Genomic DNA, 22144 nt, shown 5'->3' on the forward strand with positions numbered 1-22144 from the left:
CACGGTACGGTTTAGTCGGAGTCGCGACAGCCATAGGAGAGCAGCATCATGGACTTTACGCTGAGCGATCGCGAAACCTATTTCCGGGACCGTGTGCGAGCCTTTATCGACAAGGAGATCGCACCCCGCAACGCCGAATATCACAAGCAGTCCCACGAGGGTGAGCGCTGGAAAGTGATCCAGGTGATCGAGGACGTGAAGGAGATCGCCAAGGCGCAGGGCCTGTGGAATTTCTTCATGCCGCCGCATTCGGGCCAGACCCATGTCGATGACAGTTTCGAGTTCGAAGGAACGCAGCTTTCCAATCTCGAATATGCTCTTTGCGCCGAGGAAATGGGCAAGATCGGCTGGGCTTCGGAATGCTTTAACTGCTCGGCCCCCGACACCGGCAACATGGAAGTCCTGCACCGTTACGGCACGCTCGAGCAGAAGGAGCGCTGGTTGCGCCCGTTGATGGAAGGCAAGATTCGCTCGGCCTTCCTGATGACCGAACCTGCGGTCGCCTCGTCCGACGCCACCAACATCGAGACTTCGATGGTGCGCGACGGCGATCATTATGTCATCAACGGCCGCAAATGGTGGTCGTCTGGCGTCGGCGATCCGCGTTGCGCGGTCGCGATCGTGATGGGCAAGACCAATCCGGATGCCAAGCGTCATGCCCAGCAGAGCCAGATCCTGGTCCCGCTCGACGCGCCGGGCGTGAAGATCGAGAGGATGCTTTCGGTTTATGGGTATGATCATGCGCCGCACGGCCATGGTCAGGTGCTGCTAGAGAACGTCCGCGTGCCGGTCGACAATCTGCTGCTCGGCGAAGGGCGTGGTTTCGAGATCGCGCAGGGCCGGCTCGGACCGGGCCGCATTCACCATTGCATGCGCACGATCGGCGTCGCCGAGACCGGGATCGAGGCGATGGCCAAGCGCCTGCTCAGCCGTGTCGCGTTCGGCAAGCGCATCGCCGATCATTCGATCTGGGAGCAACGTATCGCGCGTGCCCGCATCGACATCGAGATGACGCGCCTGTTGTGCCTCAAGGCCGCGGACATGATGGATAAGGCGGGCAACAAATCGGCGCAGCTCGAGATCGCCATGATCAAGGTCCAGGCGCCGACCATGGCGCTGCAGATCCTCGACGACGCGATCCAGGCGCATGGCGGCGGCGGCGTGTCCGACGACTTCCCGCTGGCGCATCAATGGGCGGCAATGCGGACGTTGCGCTTCGCCGACGGTCCCGACGAGGTCCACAATCGCGCGATCGCGCGCAACGAGTTCGGGAAATATGCCGATTACAAGGCGGATATCCCTTCGAGCGGCGATCTAGGGGTTTCGCGTTAGGTGACCGTCGCCCCGGCGGAGGCCGGGGCCGCGATGTTGCAGGAACCAAAAGTTAGCGGCCCCGGCCTGCGCCGGGGCGACGGAGACAAAATGAAAGCAGCAGTTCTGTTCGAGCCGAAAAAGCCGCTCGAAATCCGTGATGTGACGGTCGACAAACCCGGACCGCATGAAGTGCTGATCCGTACGGTGGCGTGCGGCGTATGCCGGTCGGACCTGCATTTCGTCGATGGCGCCTATCCGACGCCGCTGCCGGCGATCCCGGGCCACGAGGCGGCGGGCATCGTCGAGGCGGTCGGCGATGAGGTTCGTACCGTCAAGGTCGGCGATGCCGTCGTCACCTGTCTGTCGGCGTTTTGCGGTCATTGCGAGTTTTGCGTCACGGGCCATATGTCGCTCTGCATATCGAGCGACACCAAGCGCCCACGCGACGCGGCACCGCGGCTCAGCATGAATGGCGAGCCGGTCAATCAGATGCTGAACCTCTCGGCCTATGCCGAGATGATGCTGGTCCACGAACATGCCTGCGTCGCGATCGATCCGGAAATGCCGCTCGACCGCGCGGCCCTGCTCGGCTGCGCGGTGACGACGGGCGCCGGCGCGGTGTTCAACGCCAGCCCGGTCACCCCCGGTGAGACGGTTTGCGTAGTCGGCTGCGGGGGCATCGGCCTCGCTGCGGTCAATGCCGCCAAGATCGCCGGGGCGGGCAAGATCATCGCGCTCGATCCGGTGCCCGAGAAGCGCGCGCTGGCCGAGAAGCTCGGCGCCACGCACAGCTTCGACGCAATGGCCGAAACCACGATTCCCGAAGTGGTCGAACTGACCAAGGGCGGCGTGCATCACGCGATCGAAGCGGTCGGCCGCGAGGCATCGGCGCAGACCGCGGTCAAGGTTCTGCGCCGCGGTGGCACCGCGACCATCCTGGGCATGATGCCGCTCGGCAGCCAGGTCGGCCTGTCCGCGCTCGATCTGCTCGGCAGCAAGAAGCTGCAGGGTGCACTGATGGGCGGCAACCGCTTCCCGGTCGACATCCCGCGGCTGGTCGATTTCTACATGCGCGGCATGCTCGATCTCGACACGATCATCGCCGATCGCATGCCGATCGAGCGGATCAACGATGCTTTCGACGAATTGCGCAAGGGCGACGCCGCGCGCTCGGTGATCACGTTCGGATAAGGATCGCCCGATGACCGCACATCCCGACGATGCCCCCAAGACGATCGAGGTCGCGGAGAAAGACCGTCTCGATCTGGTCAGGCTGACCGCGTGGATGGAGGCGAATGTCGAAGGATTTGCCGGACCGCTCGATTATTCCAAATTCGCCGGCGGGCAGTCGAACCCGACGTACAAGCTCCACGCCGCTTCGGGCGAGTATGTGCTGCGCCGCAAGCCGTTCGGCAACCTGCTGCCGTCGGCACATGCGGTCGACCGCGAATATCGCGTCATCGCCGGGTTGTACCCGACCGGGTTCCCGGTCGCGCAGCCCTATGGGCTGTGCACCGACCCGGAGGTGATCGGCACCGACTTTTACGTCATGGGGTTCGCCGACGGCCGCAACATCTGGGACGGCACCATGCCGGATTATGCGCCCGAAGAGCGCACCGGCGTCTATAACGCCATGTGCGATACGCTGGCGGCGCTGCATAATACCGATTTCGAGAAAGCCAGCCTGGCCGATTATGGCAAACCCGGCAATTATTTCGAGCGCCAGGTCGGTCGCTGGACCAAGCAATATCGCATGGCCGAGACCGAGCACATGCCGGCGGTCGAGAAGCTGATCGACTATCTGCCGCGCACCATTCCAGCACAGACGCGAACCTCGATCGTCCATGGCGATTACCGCATCGACAACATGATCTTCCACAAGACCGAAGGTCGCGTGATCGCCTTGCTCGATTGGGAATTGTCGACGCTCGGCGATCCGCTCGCCGATTTCAGCTATTTCCTGATGAGTTGGGTAACGGCACCCGAGGGCCGCTCGGGCGTAATGGGCAAGACGGGCGGCGACAGCGGCATCCCGACGCTGGAGGAGATGGTCGAGCGCTATTGCGCGGCGACCGGGCGCGACGGCGTGCCCGACCTCAACTGGTATTTCGCCTACAATCTGTTCCGCCTGACCGGCATCGTCCAGGGCATCAAGAAGCGCATTGTCGAAGGCACAGCGTCGTCGGCGCAGGCGGAGAAGTCCGCGGCGGGCGTTTATCGCCTGGCCGATGCGGCGTGGGACTTCGCGCAGAAGGCGGGGGCTTAACAACAGGCCGTCACCCCAGCGAAAGCTGGGGTCTCAAGCGGCGGCGCAATTCGGCACGAGATCCCAGCTTTCGCTGGGATGACGAGTAGGAGAGAAAGATGTCGCTATTCGACCTGACCGGAAAGGTCGCCGTCGTCACCGGATCATCGCGCGGGATCGGCAAGGCGAGCGTCTTCGAGCTTGCCGAGCACGGTGCGAAAGTCGTCGTATCGAGCCGCAAGCAGGACGCGTGCGATGAGGTTGCCGCGGAGATCAACGCCAAATATGGCGACGGCACCGCGATCGCGGTCGCGGCGAACATCTCCGACAAAGTCGGGCTGCAGCATCTGGTCGACGAGAGCCGCCGGGCGTTCGGCAAGATCGACATCCTCGTCTGCAACGCCGCGTCCAACCCCTATTACGGGCCGCAGGCGGACATCAGCGACGAGCAATTCCGCAAGATCCTCGACAACAATATCGTCTCCAACCACTGGTTGATCTCGATGGTCGTGCCGGAGATGCGCGCGCGCAAGGACGGCGCGATCATCATCATCTCGTCGATCGGCGGGTTGCGCGGGTCGACCGCGATCGGCGCCTATTGCATATCCAAGGCAGCCGACATGCAGCTCGCGCGTAACCTGGCGCACGAATATGGGCCGGACAATGTCCGCGTGAACTGCATAGCGCCCGGCTTGGTGAAGACCGATTTCGCGCGTGCCCTGTGGGAAAATCCGGAGCGGCAGAAGGCGGCCAACTCCAGTGTGCCGCTGCGTCGAATCGGCGAGCCCGAGGATATTGCGGGCGGTGTAGTGTTCCTGGCGTCGAAGGCGGCAGCGTTCACGACGGGTCAGACGATCGTGATGGATGGCGGAGTGACGATCTGATCTTGGCGTCACCCCGACGAAGGTCGGGGCCGCCAGGTTTCAGGGACCATAACATAGCGGCCCCGGCCTCCGCCGGGGCGACGGAGGTGGGAATGCGCTTCGAAGGCAAATCGATCATCGTCACCGGCGCGGGCTCGGGAATCGGCCGGGCCTCGGCGACCCTATTCGCGGCCGAGGGCGGCAGCGTCATCGCTGCCGACAAGTCCGAAGCGGTGCACGATACCGTCGAGGCCATCCTCAAGGCCGGCGGCACTGCCAAGGCGATCCAGATGGACGCTGGCGATGAAGGTGATGTCGAACGCACCGTCGCGCTCGCGGTAGCCGAACATGGCGGCCTCGACATCATCTACGCCAATGCCGGCATTTCTGGGGGAATCAGCGGCATCCTCGACAGCAGCGTCGAACTCTGGACGGAGGTCCTGCGGGTCAACCTTATCGGTCCGTTCCTGGCGATCAAACATGGCGCGCCCGAGATTATCAAGCGCGGGAAGGGCGCGATCGTCTGCACCGCCTCGGTCGCCGGCATCCGTTCCGGGGCAGGCGGCCCGGCCTATTCGGCGTCCAAAGCCGGCGTCATCAACCTTGTGACCACCGCCGCGCAGCAGCTCACCGGCACCAATGTCCGGGTCAACGCGATCTGCCCTGGGCTGATCGAGACCGGCATGACCGCGCGCGTGTTCGAATACGCCCGCGCCAACGACAAGATGGACAAGGTCGGCCGACTCAATCCGCTCAAGCGCGCCGGCGTGCCCGAGGAGATTGCCCGCGTCGCCTTGTTCCTGGCGAGCGACGACGCCAGCTACGTCAACGGCCAGGCCTGGGCGGTCGACGGCGGCCTGTCGTCGAGCCACCCGGTGACCCGTCAGGAATTCGGCAAGCCCGCCGTCTGAGGAGCAGAAGAGATGCTGTTGATCATGGGCACGGTGCGCTTACCCGAGGGCGGCCTAGAACGCGCCCGGGCGGCGATGGAAAAGATGGTCACCGCGAGCCGCGCCGAGGACGGCTGCTTCACTTATGCTTATGGCCAGGACGTGCTCGACCCTACCCTGATCCATGTCGTCGAACGCTGGCGTGACCGCGACGCGCTCAAGGCGCACGGCGCGTCCGCGCACATGGCGGAATGGCGCGCTGCGGGCGCCGATCTCGGCCTGCACGATCGCGATCTCAAACTCTACGATGCTGACGAAGGTACGCCGCTTTGATCGCCGTTTGACAGACTGGCGCGGACACCGCACCCTGCACGACGGCAGGGGAGGGTCGGGATGCGCAAGTTTCTCATCGGCTTGGTGACGCTTGGCGTGCTCGCATCTGCGGCGCCCGCCTTTGCGCAAGACAATGGTGGCGGTGGCGACGGTACCGGGGAAATCATCGTTACCGGGTCGCTGATCCGCAAGCGTAACAGCGATGATCAACCCAAGCCGGTCGTCCCACCCGCATCGGTGCAGATGCTTCGCCGGACGGCCGATTTCGCCATCCAGCAGGTCGTCGTGGAAAGCGACACGGTCAACGAGGACGACGCCAGGAAGGAAGTCCTGGCGATGGTGCGCAAGGCGATCGACCTGGCAGGCTCATCAGGGGTGCTGGTCGCGAGCGGCGATATCGTGGTCGAGCCGTTGACTATCGGCAACTACACTGACCTCAAGCCGCTTGACGGCGACGATGACGACAACGACCCGGACGACAAGATCGAGGGTCAATTCGTCAAATTCCTCGTCAAGGTGCCACTGGCCCCAGGGATCGAGGCCAGGATCGCGCTCGCCAAGATCGACCAATTCATCAAGAAAGTGCCGCAAGTCGGCCGGGCCCAGATGAAGCCGTTCAGCGACCTCACGCTGAGCGTGGTCAATCCTGAGCAGTATCGCGGTGCTATCATTGATCTCGTAGCCAAGGATACCGCCGCTACCAGCGCGAAGTTCGGGCCGGGCTACGGCGTCGAAGTGACCGGGCTCGACAAACCGGTGCAATGGAAGCGTGCAAGCATGACCGAGGTGCAGCTGTTCCTGCCGTCCAACAGCACCACACGGCCGCGCAACTGAGCGCCGGGAAAGGGGGGAAGTTGTGCGCATCATCGTCTATAGCCTAACCGCCGTCGCGATCCTTGCCGGCACCGTGCCGGCCACCGCGCAGGAAGTCATCGTCACGGCGCAGCGGCGCGCGGCAGGCGACTATAATGGCGGTTACGCCAACGGTGTCGTCTCCGCCCAGCGACCCATCATCACGCTCAAGCGCTCCGCCGATTATATCGTCCGCAGCGTCAAGCTGATCGGCGATGCGCGCGACGCGACGGTGAGGATGAACGATATCAACGCGACATTGCGCAACATGATCGCCACCGCACCCAAGGCCGGGGTCGAACTCGCGCTTGGCGACTATGTCGTCGAGCCGTTGACCGAGGCCAATTATCGCAACCTCGCTTATGCCAGCGATGGCCGGCCGGACACGTCGATGACGACGTTCCTGGTCAAGGTGAAGCTGGTGCCGGACATGGACATTCCGGCGGCCAAGACGAAGATCGATCGCTTTATCGACTCGGTGGCCAAAGTCGGCCGCTCGACGCTGGCGACGACGGGTGAGCCCACCCTGTCGGTCGTCAATCCTGATCAGTATCGCGGCCAGATCGCCGATCTGATCGCCGCCGACGCGGCGAAGATGTCGGCAAAGTTCGGCCCGGCTTATGGCGTCGAGGTCACCGGCCTCGACCGGCCGGTCGAATGGGCACGGGCGAGCCCGCTGGAAGTATTTTTGTACCTGCCCTCGACCTACATCGTTACGCGGCGATAATCCTCAGCCGCGCGGCTCGCGTTTCCGGATCAGCCCTTCCTGCGCGACGCTCGCGACGAGGCGGCCGTCGCGGGTGAAGATGCTGCCGCGGTTCATGCCTCGGCCATGGCCGGCCCAGGGGCTGTCCATCGCATAGAGCATCCATTCGTCGGCGCGGAACGCCTCGTGGAACCACATGGCGTGGTCGAGGCTGGCGGTCTGCATTCCCGGAGTCATCCAGTTGACGCCGTGCGGCATCATACTCGTCGACATCAGTCCCATGTCGCTCGCATAGGCCAGGATCGCGCGGTGCATCGCGGGATCGTTGCCAAATGGGGCGACGGCGCGGATCCAGCTATAGTTGATCGGCTCGCGCGCGGCGGGGGAGAACCAGTTGCGCGGGTAGAGCGGGCGAACGTCGATCGGGCTCGCCCAGCGCAGGAAACGCGCGCGATGTTCCTCGGGCATGTGTTGCGCCGCCTCGACGCGTAATTCGCTCTCGGATTTCAGCTCCTCGGGCGGCGGGATGTCGCTGGGGAACGCGTCCTGATGATGCAGCCCGTCCTCGGCCACCTGGAACGATGCAGCCATGTTGAGGATCGGCTGGCCGTTCTGTGTCGCGATCACGCGCCGCGTCGCGAAACTCTTGCCGTCGAAGTCGCGCACCACGCGATAGATGATCGGCAGCGCGTCGTCGCCAGCGCGCATGAAATAGGCGTGGAGCGAATGTGCGTCCTTGCCTTCCGCCGATCGCTGCGCCGCCTGCAGCGCCTGGCCGATCACCTGGCCGCCGAACACGCGGCCCTGGCCACCGGGGAGCTTCATGCCGCGATAGAGATCGGCATCGAGCTCCTCGACGTCGAGCAGGGCGACCAGCCCCTCGATGAGTTGCTCGGGCGTGCGCTTGGGGCGCGGGGTGGGATCTTCCTCAGCCATCAATAGCCGGCGTTACGCGCGATTTTGTCGGCGTGGAAGTTGGCGTCGCCGAACATCTCGGCCAGCACGCGCTGGCGCTTCATGTAGAAGCCGATGTCATATTCGTCGGTCATGCCGATGCCGCCGTGCATCTGCACGCCTTCCTGCACCGCCAGCATCGAGGCGAGTCCGGTCTGCGCCTTGGCGACCGACACAGCTTCGTCCGCACGATCAGCCCCGCTGTCGAGCATCTGCTGTGCGCGGAGCGTGGCGGCGCGCGCCACTTCCATTTCCGAATAGAGATGCGCGGCGCGGTGCTGGAGCGCCTGGAACGTGCCGATCACCACGCCGAACTGCTTGCGCTGCTTGAGATAATCGACCGTCATGTCCATCGCGCCCGCGCCGACGCCAAGCATCTCCGCCGACGCGCCCGTGCGACCAGCACGCAGCAGCCGGTTGAGCGGATCGCGCCCTGCGTCGACCTCGCCGATCACCGCGTCGGCGGTGACTTCGACATTGTCGAAATCGAGCCGTGCGGCGATGCTCGAATCCGCCAGCCGCTCGGGCGTGGCGGTCAGTCCGGCGGCGCCCTTGTCGACCGCGAACAATGTCACGCCATTTTCATCGGCATCCGACCCGGACGTGCGCGCGGCGACGATGATCAGGTCGGCGACATGCCCGTGCGTGACGAACTGCTTCTTGCCCGACAGGCGAAAGCCGTTGCCCGAGCGCTCGGCCTTCATGCCGACGCTGTCGCGAAACTTGGCCTGCTCGTCGATCGCCAGCGCGGCGACGGTCTCGCCGGCCAGGATGCCCGGGTAGAATTTGCCCGCTAGCGCGCTGCCCTTGAGCGCCTCGACCGCAGCGACGGCAGTGGCGAGGAACGGGGAGGGAGACAGGTTGCGCCCGATTTCCTCGAGCACCACGCCCGCCTCGACATGGCCGAGCCCGAGCCCGCCCTGGTCCTCGCCGATCAGGATGCCGGTGAAGCCCATTTCGGCGAAGCTCTTCCACAGATCGCGGCTGAAGCCGTCGGCATTGTTGGTGTCGCGCAGCTCGCGCAGGTGTCTGACCGGGGCATGTTCGCGCACGAAGTCCTTCGCGGTGTCCGCGAGCATGGATTGTTCGTCGTTGAGGTAGAGCGGCATTCGTTTCTCGCTTTCGTCATCCCAGCGAAAGCTGGGATCTTGTCGATCTTGGCGTGCGCTTGCGGCGCGAGATCCCAGCTTTCGCCGGGATGACGATCATCTGTCCGGCAATTCCAGAATCCGTTTCGAGATGATGTTGAGCTGCACCTCGCTGGTGCCGCCTTCGATCGAGTTCGCCTTGGTCCGCAGCCAGGCGCGTGGCGCGGCGCCGTTGTTCGACTCCTGGCTTTCCCATTCGAGCGCGTGGGATCCGCCCGCCGCCATCATCAACTCGTGGCGCGACTTGTTCAGTTCGGTGCCGTAATATTTCATCATCGACGGCTGGGCAGGGTGCGCCTTGCCGGCCTTCAATTCGTCGATGAACTTCTCCGACATCGCGGTGAACGCCTTGGCGCGCACCTCGAACAGCGCCATCTGCGCGCGCAGGATCGGATCGGCGAGCGTACCGTCATCGGCCAATCCAACGGTCTTCTTCGCGCCGTCGACCAGTGGGTTGCCGCCGGTCGAGCCGAGGCCCATGCCGCTGATCATCTCGCGCTCGTGACCGAGCAGATATTTGGCGACGTCCCAGCCCTTGTTCACTTCGTGAACGAGGTTTTCCTTGGGGACTTTCACATTGTCGAAGAAGGTTTCGCAGAACGGCGAATAGCCCGAGATCAGCAGGATCGGCTTGGTCGAGACGCCGGGGGTCGCCATGTCGAACAGCAGGAAGCTGATGCCGGCCTGCTTCACGCTCTTGTCGGTGCGGACGAGGCAGAAGATCCAGTCGGCATAATTCGCGTAGCTGGTCCACACCTTCTGGCCGTTGACCAGATAATGATCGCCTTTGTCCTCCGCCGAGGTCTGCAAGCCAGCGAGATCCGACCCGGCGCCGGGCTCCGAATAGCCCTGACACCAGCGGATCTCGCCCCGCGCGATTTTCGTCAGGTGTTCGAGCTTCTGCGCCTCGGTTCCGTATTTGAGCAGCGCCGGCCCGAGCATCGAGATACCGAACGAATTGAGCGGATTGCGGCATTTCAGCCGCGCCATTTCCTCACGCAGGATCTTGGTTTCGGCCGGCGACAGTCCGCCGCCGCCATATTCCTTCGGCCAGTCGGGCACGGTCCAGCCGCGCGCACCCATGACGTCCATCCATTGCTTCTGCGCCGGCGTCATCTTCGACTGGTCGCGCCCGCCCCAGACGACGTCGGCGTCGGACCGGACTGGCTCGCGCATTTCGGCGGGGCAGTTCGCTTCGAGCCAGGCGCGCGTCTCGGCGCGAAAGGTGTCGAGATCATCACTCATTGCATTGCTCCATGGGCCAGCCGCGCGACGGCAATGGCTTTGTGGTCGAGATAGGTATCGGCGATCGCCTGGACGCCGATCGGCAGGCCATCGGGATCGATGCCGATCGGAAAGCTGGTCGCGGGCAGCATCGGGAATGTGGCGAGACCGGGAAAAGCGAATTGCAGTCCAAACGGGGTCGGTTCGCCGTCGATGTCGAGCATCCGCTTGGGCAGCGGCGTGGCGTCGTGCGGGAAGGCAGTGACGCCGAGCGTCGGCGCGATTACAGCGTCATAGCTGCGGAACAGCTGGTTCCAGGCGCGTTTGTTGCGCGCCTGCTCGTCGCGCAGGTCGAACCATTGCACCAAGCTGGTCGGCGCCGATCCATCCTGCGGCACGCCGCGCGCGATCGTGATGTTGAGCATCTTCATGTAGTTGCGCTGCTGCGCCTCGAGATCGGGCAGCAGTTCGCTCTTGCGGTCGACCGAGACGCCAAGATCGTGGAGCGCGTCGGCTAGGCGGTCGAGCGCGTCGGCGATCGATGCCGCGACCTTTGCGAGAGGATGCGTATTGAGGACCAGGATGCGGTACTCGCTCGCCGGGCGGTTGTCGGCCTGTTTGAGCGGATGGTCGGACAAGATGTCGAGCGCGAGCGCCAGGTCGTCGGGATTGCGCGCCATCGGGCCGATCACCGACAATTCGCCCGGCGCGCCGTCGGTGCCGGGGAAGAAATGGCCATCGCGGTTAAGCGCCCCGAAGGTCGGCTTGTGCCCCCAGACGCCGTTGAAGGCGGCCGGCACGCGGATCGAGCCGCCGATATCGCTGCCGAGTTCGAGCGGCACCATGCCGGCGGCAAGCGCCACCGCTGCTCCGCCTGATGAGCCGCCCGCGACGCGATCATGATTGTGTGGGTTGTTGGTGCGCCCGTAGATCGGGTTGTTCGCCTGGAGGTCGGCGAGGAGCGGCGGAACATTGGTCTTGCCGAGAATCACCGCACCGGCGGCCTTGAGCCGCTTGACCGCCTCGGCATCCTCCCGAGCGACGAAATCGCGCGCCGCTTCCAAGCCCCAAGTCGTCTTGAGTCCGTCGAGGTCGAAGCTCTCCTTGACCGTCATCGGCACACCGAGCAGCGGTGCGGAATCGCCCGCCGCCAACCGTTGGTCCATTTCGTGCGCCTGGTGCCGGGCGCGGTCGAAATCGCGCACCACCACCGCGTTGAGCGGACCGTCGCGCGCCTCGATCCGCGCGATCGCCGCTTCGCATTCGAGCATTGCGGTAGTCTCGCCGGCGCGAATCGCCCTGGCGGTTTCGATCGCCGATTTTTCGGTCACGCGGTCAAGGACTTCCATAACTCCCTCTCCCCATCGGGGAGAGGGTTGGGGAGAGGGGCAGTGTGTCTCACCGCGCTCTCCAACTGCCCCTCTCCCGACGTCGCGCGGCCGACGCCGCGCTCGTCTGCCCTCTCCCCGGAGGGGAGAGGGCGATAATGCCTTAAAACTTCTCGCCAGCCTCCGCCTTGCGCCTCAGCAATGGCGACACCTCGACGCCGTTCGCCTCGAGCCCGGCCACCACCTTGTCGAGCCCGACGGTGTTGCCCCAGAACATCGGGCCGCCGCGATAGACCGGCCAGCCATAGCCGTAGATCCACACGACATCGATGTCCGACGCACGCTGCGCCATCCCTTCGTCGAGGATCTTCGCGCCCTCGTTGACCATAGGGTAGATCGTCGCGGCGATGATATCCTCGTCGGTGAAGTCCTTCTTCGGCTGATTCGAGCGGCTGCGGAAATCCTCGATAATCTCCGCGACTTCGGCCGAGGGCGTCGGGTTGCGGTTCTCGTCATAATCGTACCAGCCCTTGCCGGTCTTCTGCCCCCAGCGCCCGCGCGCGCACAGCACGTCGCGGATCGTGTCCTGCTTGGTCGGATCGCGGTGCCAGCCGATATCGACGCCAGCGAGGTCGCCCATCTGGAACACGCCCATCGGGAAGCCGAAATCGACCAAGGCCTTGTCGATCTGCTCGGGCCGCGCGCCCTGCATCAGCATCGCGTTTGCGGGCGCGTTGCGCGCCGACAGCATACGGTTGCCGATAAAGCCCGGGCACACGCCCGAAACCACCGCCACCTTGCCGATCGGCTTGGCGAGCGCCATCACCGTGGCCAGCACGTCGGGCGCGGTCTTGGCGCCGCGAACGACCTCCAGCAGCTTCATGACATTGGCCGGCGAGAAGAAGTGCATGCCCAGCACGTCCTGGGGACGGCCGGTCACCGACGCGATTTCGTCGACATTGAGGTAAGACGTGTTGGAAGCGAGGATCGCACCGGATTTGACGATTGTGTCGAGCTTGCCGAACAGCTCCTTCTTGACGTCCATATTCTCGTAGATCGCCTCGATGACGAGGTCGCAATCCTTGAGATCGTCGAGGCTCAGGCTGGGGGTCAGCAGCCCCATCATCTGCTCGACCTTTTCCTGTGTGAAGCGGCCGCGCTTGGCCGAATTCTCGTAATTCTTGCGGATCACGCCGACCCCGCGATCGAGCGCCTCCTGCGCGGTCTCGACGATCGTCACCGGAATGCCGGCGGTGAGGAAATTCATGCTGATTCCGCCGCCCATGGTGCCGGCGCCGACCACGCCGACCTTCTTGATCGGGCGCAGCTGGACATCGGCCGGGATGCCGTCGACCTTGGCCGCCTGACGCTCGGCGAAGAACATATAGCGCTGGGCAGCGGATTGCGTGCCCATCATCAGCTTCATGAATTCCTCGCGCTCGACCGCGATGCCCTCCTCGAACGTGCCACGGGTGGCTGCCTCGACGCAGCGGATGTTGGCGGCGGGCGCATCGAAACCGCGGAACTTGCGGGCATTGGCCTTCTTGAATTCCTCGACCGCGGCGGGATCGGCCGCGGCGGTCTTTTCCGAGGCGCGGGGCAGGGGGAATTTCCCGGCCACCTCATTGGCGAAGGCGATCGCGTCCGCTTCCAGGCTGTCCTCGCCGACGATCTTGTCGATTAGCCCGGCCTCGTGCGCGGCCTTGGCGGAGATGGGATCGCCGATCGCGGTCATCTGGAGCGCGAGCTTGACCCCGGCGATGCGCGGGATGCGCTGCGTGCCGCCGGCGCCCGGCAACAGGCCGAGCTTCACCTCGGGCGTGCCGATCTTCGCGGAGGGCACGGCAACGCGATAATGGCATCCGAGCGTGACCTCGCAGCCGCCTCCCAGCGCGGTGCCGTGGATCGCGGCGACGACCGGCTTGTCGAGCGCCTCGATCATGTCGATCACCGCGCCGAGGCCAGGACCCTTCATCGGCTTGCCGAATTCGGTGATGTCGGCACCGGCAAAGAAGGTGCGGCCGTCGCAACGGATCACCACAGCCTTGATCGTCGCATCGGCCTCGGCCTGCTTGATCCCGGCTTCGAGACCTTCGCGCACCGCCGCGCCGAGTGCGTTGACCGGCGGGTTGTTCGAAATGATCACGAGCACGTCGCCATGGCGTTCGGTGCGGATCGGCGAGGCGGGATTGTCGGACATTCTTCTCTCCTGAAATCGTCGCCCCGGCGGAGGCCGGGGCCGCTATGTTCTGGTCCGTTGCCGGCGATGCGGCCGGCGGCCCCGGCCTCCGCCGGGGCGACGGATTAGGTCAGCGACGAATAGATCAGCGTCTTCAGTTCGCGGCGGATCGGGTAAAGGCCCGACGGGCTGAGCTGGGTCATGAACACCATGTGCAGCCGCTCGACCGGGTCGATGAAGAACGCGGTCGAGAACATCCCGCCCCAATAATATTCGCCCGCCGATCCGGGGATCATCGTCTTGGCGACATCCTCGGTGACGGCGAAGCCCAGGCCGAAACCGGTCCCCGCATTTTGCGTCTCGCTGAACAGTGACCGCGACAGCGTCGACAGGTCTGATTTGCCCGGCAGATGGTTCATCGTCATCAGGTCGAGCGTCTTGCGCCCGAGCAGCCGAACGCCGTCCAACTCGCCGCCATTCGCGCACATCTGGCAGAAGCGATGATAGTCGAGCGCGGTCGATGCCAGTCCGCCGCCGCCCGACAGCAATTTGGGCTGGCGCCGCCATGCGCTTTCGCTCGCGCGGTCGTACATGACCCGGCCCTTGCCGGCGACGAAGGTGTAACAGTCGGTCAGGCGATCGACCTTGCCCTCGGGCACGACAAAGCCGGTATCGTCCATCTTGAGCGGTTTGAAGATCTTCTCGGCGAAATACTGGTCGAGCGGCATGCCCGACACGCGCTGGATCACCGCGCCGAGCACGTCGGTCGACACCGAATAGTTCCATGCCGTGCCGGGCGAGAATTCGAGCGGCAGCTGGCCGAGCGCGGCGACGAAGCCGTCGAGATCGTTACCACCATGCCAATTGTCGATCTTGCCCTCGCGATAGGCGGCATCGACATTGGTGCGGTTCTGAAAGCCATAGGTCAGGCCGGACGTGTGGCGGAGCAGATCCAGCATCCGCATCGGCTCGGCGGTCGGCGTCACCGGCAGGAACGGCACGCCGCCACCGCCGCCATTATAGACGCCGATCCCCTTGAATTCGGGCAGGACGTGATGGACCGGCGTGTCGACCGCGACCTTGCCCTCCTCGACCAGCATCATGAACCCGACCGAGGTGATCGGCTTGGTCATGCTGGCGATGCGGAAGATCGACCCCTCGTCGATCGCCTTGTCGGATCCTTCGACCGCCGCGCCCTGGCTCGAGAAATGGACGATCTCGCCGTCGCGGCTGATCAATATCTGCGCGTTCGGCAATTTGCCCGAATCGAGGTACCGTTCCTTCAGGAATGCCGGAATGCGGTTGAGGCGCGCGGCGTCGAAGCCATGCTTTTCGGGCGCTTTCATCAGCATCGCTCTTCCATACCCCTATTTCAAATTCCGACTCTCTATTGCCTTGAGCGCCGCTCGAATCAACTCTAACGTTGCAAAATCGCGCAGGCGAAGACCTGCATAGCCGAAGCTGGAGAGCGGATCCTTGTCAATGAATGGCGCACCCGAACCCGTAATTGCCCTCGATCCCGCCTGGCCGAAGGTTTCGCTGAAGGACGCGACCGCCGCGCTGACCGCGCCAGGCACCAAGTTCGAGATGGAAATGATCGAGATTCGCGGCGTGCCGACGCGTATCTGGAAATACGCGCCGCACGATCTGGGCGTGCTGCTCGATCTGTCGCGCACGCATGGGGCGCGGCTGTTCACCATCCTCGAGGACGAGCGCGTCAGCTATGAGGCGAATTACCGCGCCACGGCGGCGCTTGCCCGCGCATTCCAGGACATGGGCGTGGGCAAGGGCGATCGCGTCGCCTTCGCGACTCGCAACCTGCCCGAATGGCCGGTGATCTTCTTCGCGATCACGACGCTCGGCGCCATCGCGGTGCCGCTCAATGCCTGGTGGACCGGTGCCGAGCTTGAATATGGCATCAAGGATTCGGGGGCCAAGGTCCTGCTGGTCGACGCCGAGCGCTATGAGCGGATCAGGCCGCATCTGGCAGAGTTGACCAACGTCGAACGTCTGATCGTCGCCCGCTCGCCCGCGCCGATCGACGGCGCCATTGCACTCGAAGACATTATCGGCGGGCCGAAAAGCTGGGCGGATCTGCCGGCGGACGATCGGCCGCGAGTCGAGATCGACAGCGATGACGACGCGACGATCTTCTACACCAGCGGCACCACCGGCAATCCCAAGGGCGCGCTGGGCACGCACCGCAACCTCATGACCAACATCATGTCGGGCGGCTTCTCGGGCGCGCGCAGCTTCATCCGCCGCGGCGAGCCGATCCCCGACCCGACTCCGCGCACCAGCCTGACGGTGATCCCGATGTTCCACGTCACTGCCTGCTCGGCCGGGCTGATGGGGACCATGGCGAGCGGCAGCACCACCATCTTCATGCGTAAATGGGATACGGTGAAGGCGATGGAGATCATCGAGCGCGAGAAGGTTCACTTTACCGGCGGCGTGCCGACCATCGCCTGGCAGCTGCTCGAACATCCCGATCGCCACAAATACGACCTCTCCTCGATCGAGGCGATCGCTTATGGCGGCGCGCCCTCGGCGCCCGAGCTGGTCAAGAAGATCTATGAGGAATTCGGCGCGCTCCCCGGCAATGGCTGGGGCATGACCGAGACGATGGCGACGGTCACGCACCATTCGAGCGAGGATTATCTCAACCGCCCGACCAGCGCCGGCCCGCCGGTGGCGACCGCCGACCTCGAAATTCGCGCCGATGACGGGGTCACCGTGCTGCCGATCGGCGAGGTGGGCGAATTGTGGGCGCGCGGGCCGATGATCGTGAAGGGCTATTGGAACAAGCCCGAGGCCACGGCGGAAACCTTCGTCGACGGTTGGGTGCGCACCGGCGACCTCGCGCGGCTCGACGAAGAGGGGTTCCTCTATATCGTCGATCGCGCCAAGGACATGGTCATCCGCGGCGGCGAGAACATCTATTCGTCCGAAGTCGAGAACGCGCTCTATGAGCATCCGGCGGTGACCGATGCGGCGGTGATCGGCATCCCGCATCGAACCTTGGGCGAAGAGCCGGCGGCAGTCGTCCATCTCGCGCCCGGCACGTCCGCGACCGAGGCGGAATTGCAGGCCTGGGTGCGGGAACGGCTCGCGGCGTTCAAGGTGCCGGTGGCGATCCGTTTCGTGCACGAAACGCTGCCGCGCAACGCCAACGGGAAGATCCTGAAGAAGGATCTGAAGGGCTTGTTCGAGGATCGGGCGAGCGAGGCGGCTTAAGAGCTATCGACCTCGCGACGGCGCACGCTCCGGCGCGGTTTCGCGCGCAAAGCAGAGCGCCGCGAACCCGACCACCGCGGCCGCTGCCATATACCAGGCAGGGGCCAGCGGGTTGCCGGTGACGCCCGTCAGCCACGCCACGACGAACTGGGTCGAGCCGCCGAAGATCGAGATCGCCAGCGCATAGACGATCGCCAGCGCGCCCGAGCGGACGCGCGCCGGAAAATCCTCGGTGATGTGGACCAGCACCGCGCTCAGCGCGATTCCGATCAAGAGGCGCAACCCGCATCCCACGACGAACAGGCTCGCTTTGCCTGGCGCGATGGTCAGCAGCCAGAAAGCGGGCAGGGTGGCCAGGCAGACGACCAAAGTCGGTAGGATCATCGCCGGACGACGGCCGTAGCGATCGGCGAGCCACCCACCGAGCGGCGCGCCGATCGTTCCGCCAATGCCGACCGCGATCGTCGCCCAGAACGCAATGTCGGACGGCAGATGCAGCGTGGTCTTGGCGAAAGTCGTCAGGAAGTTGGTGACATAGGTCATGATTGTCCCCGACAATAACGCGAGGAAGGCGATGATCGCGGTGCGGCGATAATCGCGGAGCGGCGGCGCACGGATCGCCGGCGCGTCGCTGGGCAGGGTCTCGGGCAAGGTCCGCCGCAGGATGAGCCCGATCGGCACGACGCCGACGCCGAGCGCCAGCGCGATCCGCCAGCCCCAACTTGCGAGCGCCGCATCGTCCATGACTTGCGCCAATGCGAGTCCGATCAGGCCGGCGACCAGGACCGCGACATTCTGCCCGAACATTTGCATCGAAACGTACAGGCCGCGGCGGTGCGGCGGCGCCGCTTCGGCCAGGAACGCCGTGCTCGGGCCGACTTCTCCGCCCAGCGCGAATCCCTGGACGAGCCTCCAGAACAGTACGAGCAGCGGCGCGGCGATGCCGATCGCGGCGTAGGACGGCGTGAGCGCGACGCCCAGGCTGGCGATCCCGATCAGCGCGAACGACAACAGCATCATCGGCCGCCGTCCGAGGCGATCGCCGAGCACGCCGATCACCAGCCCGCCGAGCGGGCGGGTCAGAAATCCCGCGCCGAACGTGGCGAGGGCGGCGAGCAGGCTCGTTTGCGGGTCGGTGGCGGGGAAGAAAGTATTGCCGATCTCGACGGCGAAGAAAGTGAAGATCAGGAAATCGTAGAATTCGAGCGCGTTGCCGAGCGTCACGCCTACAACTTGGGAAGCGGTGACCCGCGGCGCGGTAATAATGCTCATCCTGCTCCCCAGCTCGTCGGCGGCATCAAGCGGTGTCGCGTGGCGCAAGTCAATCGCGGTGCGCTGGGGTTCGATGCACGCAGGCTATAGGTGGCCGGCGACGCCATTCGAATGGCTGACAACAAGGCTGGGCGTGAGTTGGAAGTCGATCTGGAGTGCCAAACCGGACGTCACCTCGGACTTGTTCCGGGGTCCAAGCCTCCACAGCGGAGTTCATGAGTTGCTGCACATTGGATGCCGGGACAAGCCCGGCATGACGGTTAAACTATCAGCACCAAAATCCGGCCGACGAAACTGTCCGAAATGGTGGCTTCCTTGCTGGCATGTTGACGGCGGAAGGCGTAACATTCTCTCATAAATACGGGGGGATGCCATGATGCGCTTCGCTGTCCGCCGCCCATTCCAATCGGCCGCTTTGATCGCCGCGATGCTGATCTTCGCCGCTGCGTGTACGACCAAGAAATCGTCGACTGCGCCGGCGCCAGGCATCGCCAACGCCGCTTGCCCGACACCGCAGAATATCCCGTCCGGGTTCGACTATCCGCAAAAGGCCGCCACGGTCGAAGGCTGGGTGACAAGCGGCAACGTCGCCCGCACGCGCCAGCACGGATGGAATGTGTGGGCCGCGCTCAACACGATGGCCGGCGGCAAGCCGATCTGGCAAAGCTGGTGCACCGAAACCCAGGCATTCGCGCCCGACCCCTCGGTCACCGCCAAGCTTGCCAAGACGCAGCCGGCGGTCGCGACGGTGCCAATGCGCAAGTTCAAGCTCAACAACGGATCGAGCGCCGGCGCCGATCCGATCAACTTTCCGGTCTCGCCGACCTATGCCGTGCCGCAGCCGGTGGTCGATCGCTATAAGGGCACGCCTTGCCTGCAAGGGACGACGCCCGCCGATTACGCTTTGGCCAACGGACCGACCTTGCAGAATAATGGCGACGTCATGGTCGCGGGGGTGATCTACAACCAGCCCGCATTCGACTGGATCCGCAACAACAAGCTCTATCTGCAATCGACGCTCAACGGCCTGATCCCGCCGCCCGATCAGACGAAGCAGATGGCGGCGATGCCCGACGGCTCGATCGTCCTCAAGCCGATGATGTGGCCGGTGGCGGCGGGCCAGTTCACCGCGCTGCCGATCTGGAACGATCCTGCATCGGATGACGGCGTCTATGCCGGCTTCGAAATCCAGAAGAAATGGCCAAAGGCCGTGGCGGTGACCACGACGCCGGCGGCGCAGGTCATACCTGCTTCGGTCAGCTTCCTCCACGGCGTGACGATGAACGGCAAGCCGCTCGGGCCCAACACCTATGCCAAGCCACGCGCGGTCGGGGTCGACCGCTTCTACAATTACAAGCCGGATCTCTCGAAGATGGCGCAATGCGATCGCGCGATCCTCGATGCCTCGGCTTATTATGCCTATGGCCGGATGTTCCAGCAGGGCGATTATCTGATCCTGATCGCGATGCACATCATGACCAAGGAGCAGCCTGCCTGGACGTTCCAGTCGGTATGGTGGAACGATATGCCGGGGACCAGTCCCTATGCCGCCGACCGGCCGAACCTGTCGCCGGTCGAGGCGCCGGGGCCGTGGCGCAATTATCTGATGGCGGCGACCTATGGCATCCCCGCGAGTCCGGGCAGCAACCAATGGCCGGTGGCGTTCAACCCTTATATCGAGCTTGCCGCCGACCATCCGATCAAGACCAATTGCATGAATTGTCATCACCGCGCGGCGTGGCCGGCGTCGAACACCGAATATCAGGCGCCGGGTGGTCCCAGCGCGCTCGACATCTTCGCGCTCAATAACGCGATCCTGAACGGCAAGATCGGCGTCGACTCCTTATGGTCGATCAGCGACCGCGCGCTGGCATCCGACGGCCGGACCGAGGCGGTCGCGGCCCGCAAATAGCCCGGGCTATCATAAGGGGGACCGGGGGCGGGCGACCGCCCCCGGCGATCAATCGAGCGCCAGGTCGACCGCGGCGAGCGCGTGGAGGCTGGTTGTATCGAACAACGGCACTGCGCTGTCCGATTGGTCGACCAGCAGCATGATCTCGGTGCAGCCGAGCACGATCGCTTGTGCGCCGCGCGCGACCAGCCGTGCGATCACCTCGCGATATGCGGCCCGCGACGCTGCTTCGGTCTTTCCCGCGACCAGTTCCTCGTAGATCACGCGATGAACCTCACGCCGGTCGTCGGCGTCGGGAATCAGTGTCTCGATCCCTGCGGCCGCTAGCCGGTCGCGATAAAAGGCCTTCTCCATGGTGAAGGCGGTGCCCAACAACCCGATGCGACTCAGCCCTGCCCGGCGGACCGCCGCCGCGGTCGGGTCGACCACATGGAGCAGCGGGACGCCGATCGCTGCCGATACGTCGTCCGCCATCAAATGCATCGTGTTGCTGCAGATCAAGACGAAATCCGCGCCACCCGCCTCCAGGCGTCGGGCCGCGTCCACCATTCGCGCAGTGAGCGAAGCCCAGGCGCCATCGCGTTGAAGTCGCTCGATTTCGCCAAAGTCGAGCGAGTAAAGAAGTATCTCGGCGGAATGCGCCCCGCCAAGACGTTCACGCACCGCGCGATTGATGATCGCATAATATTGCGCCGAGCTCTCCCAGCTCATGCCGCCGATAAGGCCGATCGTCTTCATCGTGTCGCTATGGCGTTTCCTGCTAAGGAAACCAAGAATCGGATATGATCGTTACGCTTCCGAAGAGGTTTGAAGAATAGCATGCTGACCGACAATTTCCTGCGGGGCCGCCGCCGCCGTGAGCTGAGCGATGAAGAAAAGGAAGCCATAGAGAGCGTCCTGACCGCGCCCGTGACGCTGCCGCGGCGCAAGGTGGTGACGAGTCGCGGCGATGTCGTCACGCGATCGACCTTCCTCATCTCGGGCTTCATGTGCCGTTACATGGACGGCGCCGACGGCCACCGGCAACTCGTGAGCATTCAGACACCGGGCGATTTCGTCGATCTGCACGGCTATCCGCTGCAACGGCTCGATCACGATATCGCCACGTTGAGCGAGTGCACCGTCGCCTATGCGCCGCATGACAAGCTGACGCAGATCATCGAGCGCTTGCCGCATCTTGGCCGCGTGCTGTGGTTCTCGACTCTGCTCGACGCTGCGATGCACCGCGAATGGATTTTCCGGCTCGGGCGGCTCGATGCGGTGGGACGCGTCGCCCATATGCTGTGCGAAACCTATTCGCGGCTCGACGCGGTCGGTCTGGTCGAGGATAACAGCTTCGCTTGGCCATTGACCCAGCAAGATCTTGGCGAGGCATGCGGACTGACCTCGGTCCACGTCAATCGGACGTTACGTGTCTTGCGCGAGGCGGGGATGGTCGAGGTTTCCGACCGCATCGTCACGATGATGGATTTCGATCGCCTTGCCTCGACCGGCGAATTCCAGCCCGATTACCTCTATTTCGACAACCATACCCGGACGCCCTGAGCGGGCGGTCCGAGCAAAATATACGCTTCCCCGGCGAAGGCCGGGGCCCAGCCGCATTCCGTTCTCGATACCTGGACGCCATCTCGAATTCGCCGAAGCTGGGCCCCGGCCTTCGCCGGGGAAGCGTGAAGCTGATCGAAGG

Annotated in this window: 19 protein-coding genes; 11 read left to right on the forward strand and 8 right to left on the reverse strand. The window is 64.4% G+C overall.

The window, feature by feature from the left end; all coding sequences use genetic code 11:
• Positions 1-48: 48 nt before the first annotated feature.
• The 8 genes from Q0L25_RS01530 (at position 49) to Q0L25_RS01565 (ending at position 7224) form a co-directional block, all read left to right on the forward strand.
• Positions 49-1332: an acyl-CoA dehydrogenase family protein gene (locus Q0L25_RS01530; protein WP_296611159.1), complete on the forward strand. Its 1284-nt coding sequence runs from the start codon at positions 49-51 to the stop codon at positions 1330-1332.
• Positions 1333-1422: 90 nt separating this feature from the next.
• Positions 1423-2505, forward strand: a complete 1083-nt coding sequence (locus tag Q0L25_RS01535) for a Zn-dependent alcohol dehydrogenase (RefSeq protein ID WP_296611160.1) — start codon at positions 1423-1425, stop codon at positions 2503-2505.
• Positions 2506-2515: 10 nt separating this feature from the next.
• Positions 2516-3580 (forward strand): phosphotransferase family protein, encoded by a 1065-nt coding sequence (locus Q0L25_RS01540; protein WP_296611161.1) that lies wholly within the window; start codon positions 2516-2518, stop codon positions 3578-3580.
• 98 nt (positions 3581-3678) lie between these two features.
• A complete protein-coding gene (locus tag Q0L25_RS01545; protein WP_296611162.1) occupies positions 3679-4443 on the forward strand; it encodes an SDR family oxidoreductase in 765 nt (254 codons plus the stop codon).
• A 92-nt stretch (positions 4444-4535) separates the two neighbouring features.
• Positions 4536-5333: an SDR family NAD(P)-dependent oxidoreductase gene (locus tag Q0L25_RS01550; protein WP_296611163.1), complete on the forward strand. Its 798-nt coding sequence runs from the start codon at positions 4536-4538 to the stop codon at positions 5331-5333.
• A 12-nt stretch (positions 5334-5345) separates the two neighbouring features.
• Entirely contained in the window at positions 5346-5645 is a 300-nt protein-coding gene (locus Q0L25_RS01555) for a putative quinol monooxygenase (protein ID WP_296611164.1), read from the forward strand.
• A gap of 60 nt (positions 5646-5705) precedes the next feature.
• Positions 5706-6479, forward strand: a complete 774-nt coding sequence (locus Q0L25_RS01560) for a hypothetical protein (protein WP_296611165.1) — start codon at positions 5706-5708, stop codon at positions 6477-6479.
• Between the two features lie 22 nt (positions 6480-6501).
• Positions 6502-7224, forward strand: a complete 723-nt coding sequence (locus tag Q0L25_RS01565; protein ID WP_296611166.1) for a TonB-dependent receptor — start codon at positions 6502-6504, stop codon at positions 7222-7224.
• Positions 7225-7227: 3 nt separating this feature from the next.
• Here the strand turns inward: Q0L25_RS01565 and Q0L25_RS01570 are convergent, their stop codons facing one another.
• The 6 genes from Q0L25_RS01570 to Q0L25_RS01595 all read right to left on the reverse strand — a co-directional run bounded on the left by Q0L25_RS01570 (position 7228) and on the right by Q0L25_RS01595 (position 15388).
• Positions 7228-8139, reverse strand: a complete 912-nt coding sequence (locus tag Q0L25_RS01570; RefSeq protein ID WP_296611167.1) for an acyl-CoA thioesterase II — start codon at positions 8137-8139, stop codon at positions 7228-7230.
• Positions 8139-9266: an acyl-CoA dehydrogenase family protein gene (locus tag Q0L25_RS01575; RefSeq protein WP_296611168.1), complete on the reverse strand. Its 1128-nt coding sequence runs from the start codon at positions 9264-9266 to the stop codon at positions 8139-8141. Before Q0L25_RS01575 ends, Q0L25_RS01570 begins: the two co-directional genes overlap by 1 nt.
• Positions 9267-9362: 96 nt before the next feature.
• Complete coding sequence (locus Q0L25_RS01580) at positions 9363-10550, reverse strand: acyl-CoA dehydrogenase family protein (protein WP_296611169.1); 1188 nt, start codon at positions 10548-10550, stop codon at positions 9363-9365.
• Positions 10547-11878 carry an amidase family protein gene (locus tag Q0L25_RS01585; protein ID WP_296611170.1) on the reverse strand — a complete coding sequence of 444 codons (1332 nt, stop codon included), beginning with the start codon at positions 11876-11878 and terminating at the stop codon, positions 10547-10549. The genes Q0L25_RS01580 and Q0L25_RS01585 overlap by 4 nt, the downstream gene beginning before the upstream one ends.
• 142 nt (positions 11879-12020) lie before the next feature.
• Positions 12021-14057, reverse strand: coding sequence for a 3-hydroxyacyl-CoA dehydrogenase NAD-binding domain-containing protein (locus tag Q0L25_RS01590; protein WP_296611171.1), 2037 nt, complete (start codon positions 14055-14057; stop codon positions 12021-12023).
• Positions 14058-14161: 104 nt separating this feature from the next.
• Positions 14162-15388: a serine hydrolase gene (locus Q0L25_RS01595; RefSeq protein WP_296611172.1), complete on the reverse strand. Its 1227-nt coding sequence runs from the start codon at positions 15386-15388 to the stop codon at positions 14162-14164.
• Between the two features lie 130 nt (positions 15389-15518).
• Between Q0L25_RS01595 and Q0L25_RS01600 the strand changes: the two genes are divergently transcribed.
• Complete coding sequence (locus Q0L25_RS01600) at positions 15519-17273, forward strand: class I adenylate-forming enzyme family protein (protein WP_296611173.1); 1755 nt, start codon at positions 15519-15521, stop codon at positions 17271-17273.
• 3 nt (positions 17274-17276) lie between these two features.
• On the opposite strand, the gene Q0L25_RS01605 is transcribed toward Q0L25_RS01600, so the two are convergent.
• A complete protein-coding gene (locus Q0L25_RS01605; protein ID WP_296611174.1) occupies positions 17277-18545 on the reverse strand; it encodes an MFS transporter in 1269 nt (422 codons plus the stop codon).
• A 373-nt stretch (positions 18546-18918) separates the two neighbouring features.
• On the opposite strand from Q0L25_RS01605, the gene Q0L25_RS01610 reads away from it, so the two are divergent.
• Positions 18919-20457, forward strand: a complete 1539-nt coding sequence (locus Q0L25_RS01610; protein WP_296611175.1) for a hypothetical protein — start codon at positions 18919-18921, stop codon at positions 20455-20457.
• Positions 20458-20505: 48 nt separating this feature from the next.
• Here Q0L25_RS01610 and Q0L25_RS01615 read toward each other — a convergent pair whose 3' ends face one another.
• Positions 20506-21195, reverse strand: a complete 690-nt coding sequence (locus Q0L25_RS01615; protein WP_296611176.1) for an aspartate/glutamate racemase family protein — start codon at positions 21193-21195, stop codon at positions 20506-20508.
• Between the two features lie 81 nt (positions 21196-21276).
• Between Q0L25_RS01615 and Q0L25_RS01620 the strand changes: the two genes are divergently transcribed.
• The gene (locus Q0L25_RS01620) at positions 21277-22002 is read left to right on the forward strand and encodes a Crp/Fnr family transcriptional regulator (RefSeq protein WP_296611177.1); all 726 of its coding nucleotides are present in this window, start codon (positions 21277-21279) and stop codon (positions 22000-22002) included.
• Positions 22003-22144 lie beyond the last annotated feature (142 nt).

This window comes from Sphingomonas sp. (assembly GCF_024508665.1).
Lineage (GTDB): Bacteria > Pseudomonadota > Alphaproteobacteria > Sphingomonadales > Sphingomonadaceae > Sphingomonas.

What these genes read in the sequence shown, in the direction of transcription:
- Q0L25_RS01530 (WP_296611159.1), top strand. Translation starts at nt 49, where the DNA reads ATGGACTTTACGCTGAGCGATCGCGAAACCTATTTCCGGGACCGTGTG.
- Q0L25_RS01535 (WP_296611160.1), top strand. Translation starts at nt 1,423, where the DNA reads ATGAAAGCAGCAGTTCTGTTCGAGCCGAAAAAGCCGCTCGAAATCCGT.
- Q0L25_RS01540 (WP_296611161.1), top strand. Translation starts at nt 2,516, where the DNA reads ATGACCGCACATCCCGACGATGCCCCCAAGACGATCGAGGTCGCGGAG.
- Q0L25_RS01545 (WP_296611162.1), top strand. Translation starts at nt 3,679, where the DNA reads ATGTCGCTATTCGACCTGACCGGAAAGGTCGCCGTCGTCACCGGATCA.
- Q0L25_RS01550 (WP_296611163.1), top strand. Translation starts at nt 4,536, where the DNA reads ATGCGCTTCGAAGGCAAATCGATCATCGTCACCGGCGCGGGCTCGGGA.
- Q0L25_RS01555 (WP_296611164.1), top strand. Translation starts at nt 5,346, where the DNA reads ATGCTGTTGATCATGGGCACGGTGCGCTTACCCGAGGGCGGCCTAGAA.
- Q0L25_RS01560 (WP_296611165.1), top strand. Translation starts at nt 5,706, where the DNA reads ATGCGCAAGTTTCTCATCGGCTTGGTGACGCTTGGCGTGCTCGCATCT.
- Q0L25_RS01570 (WP_296611167.1), bottom strand. Translation starts at nt 8,139, where the DNA reads ATGGCTGAGGAAGATCCCACCCCGCGCCCCAAGCGCACGCCCGAGCAA.
- Q0L25_RS01575 (WP_296611168.1), bottom strand. Translation starts at nt 9,266, where the DNA reads ATGCCGCTCTACCTCAACGACGAACAATCCATGCTCGCGGACACCGCG.
- Q0L25_RS01580 (WP_296611169.1), bottom strand. Translation starts at nt 10,550, where the DNA reads ATGAGTGATGATCTCGACACCTTTCGCGCCGAGACGCGCGCCTGGCTC.
- Q0L25_RS01585 (WP_296611170.1), bottom strand. Translation starts at nt 11,878, where the DNA reads ATGGAAGTCCTTGACCGCGTGACCGAAAAATCGGCGATCGAAACCGCC.
- Q0L25_RS01590 (WP_296611171.1), bottom strand. Translation starts at nt 14,057, where the DNA reads ATGTCCGACAATCCCGCCTCGCCGATCCGCACCGAACGCCATGGCGAC.
- Q0L25_RS01595 (WP_296611172.1), bottom strand. Translation starts at nt 15,388, where the DNA reads ATGCTGATGAAAGCGCCCGAAAAGCATGGCTTCGACGCCGCGCGCCTC.
- Q0L25_RS01600 (WP_296611173.1), top strand. Translation starts at nt 15,519, where the DNA reads ATGAATGGCGCACCCGAACCCGTAATTGCCCTCGATCCCGCCTGGCCG.
- Q0L25_RS01605 (WP_296611174.1), bottom strand. Translation starts at nt 18,545, where the DNA reads ATGAGCATTATTACCGCGCCGCGGGTCACCGCTTCCCAAGTTGTAGGC.
- Q0L25_RS01610 (WP_296611175.1), top strand. Translation starts at nt 18,919, where the DNA reads ATGATGCGCTTCGCTGTCCGCCGCCCATTCCAATCGGCCGCTTTGATC.
- Q0L25_RS01615 (WP_296611176.1), bottom strand. Translation starts at nt 21,195, where the DNA reads ATGAAGACGATCGGCCTTATCGGCGGCATGAGCTGGGAGAGCTCGGCG.
- Q0L25_RS01620 (WP_296611177.1), top strand. Translation starts at nt 21,277, where the DNA reads ATGCTGACCGACAATTTCCTGCGGGGCCGCCGCCGCCGTGAGCTGAGC.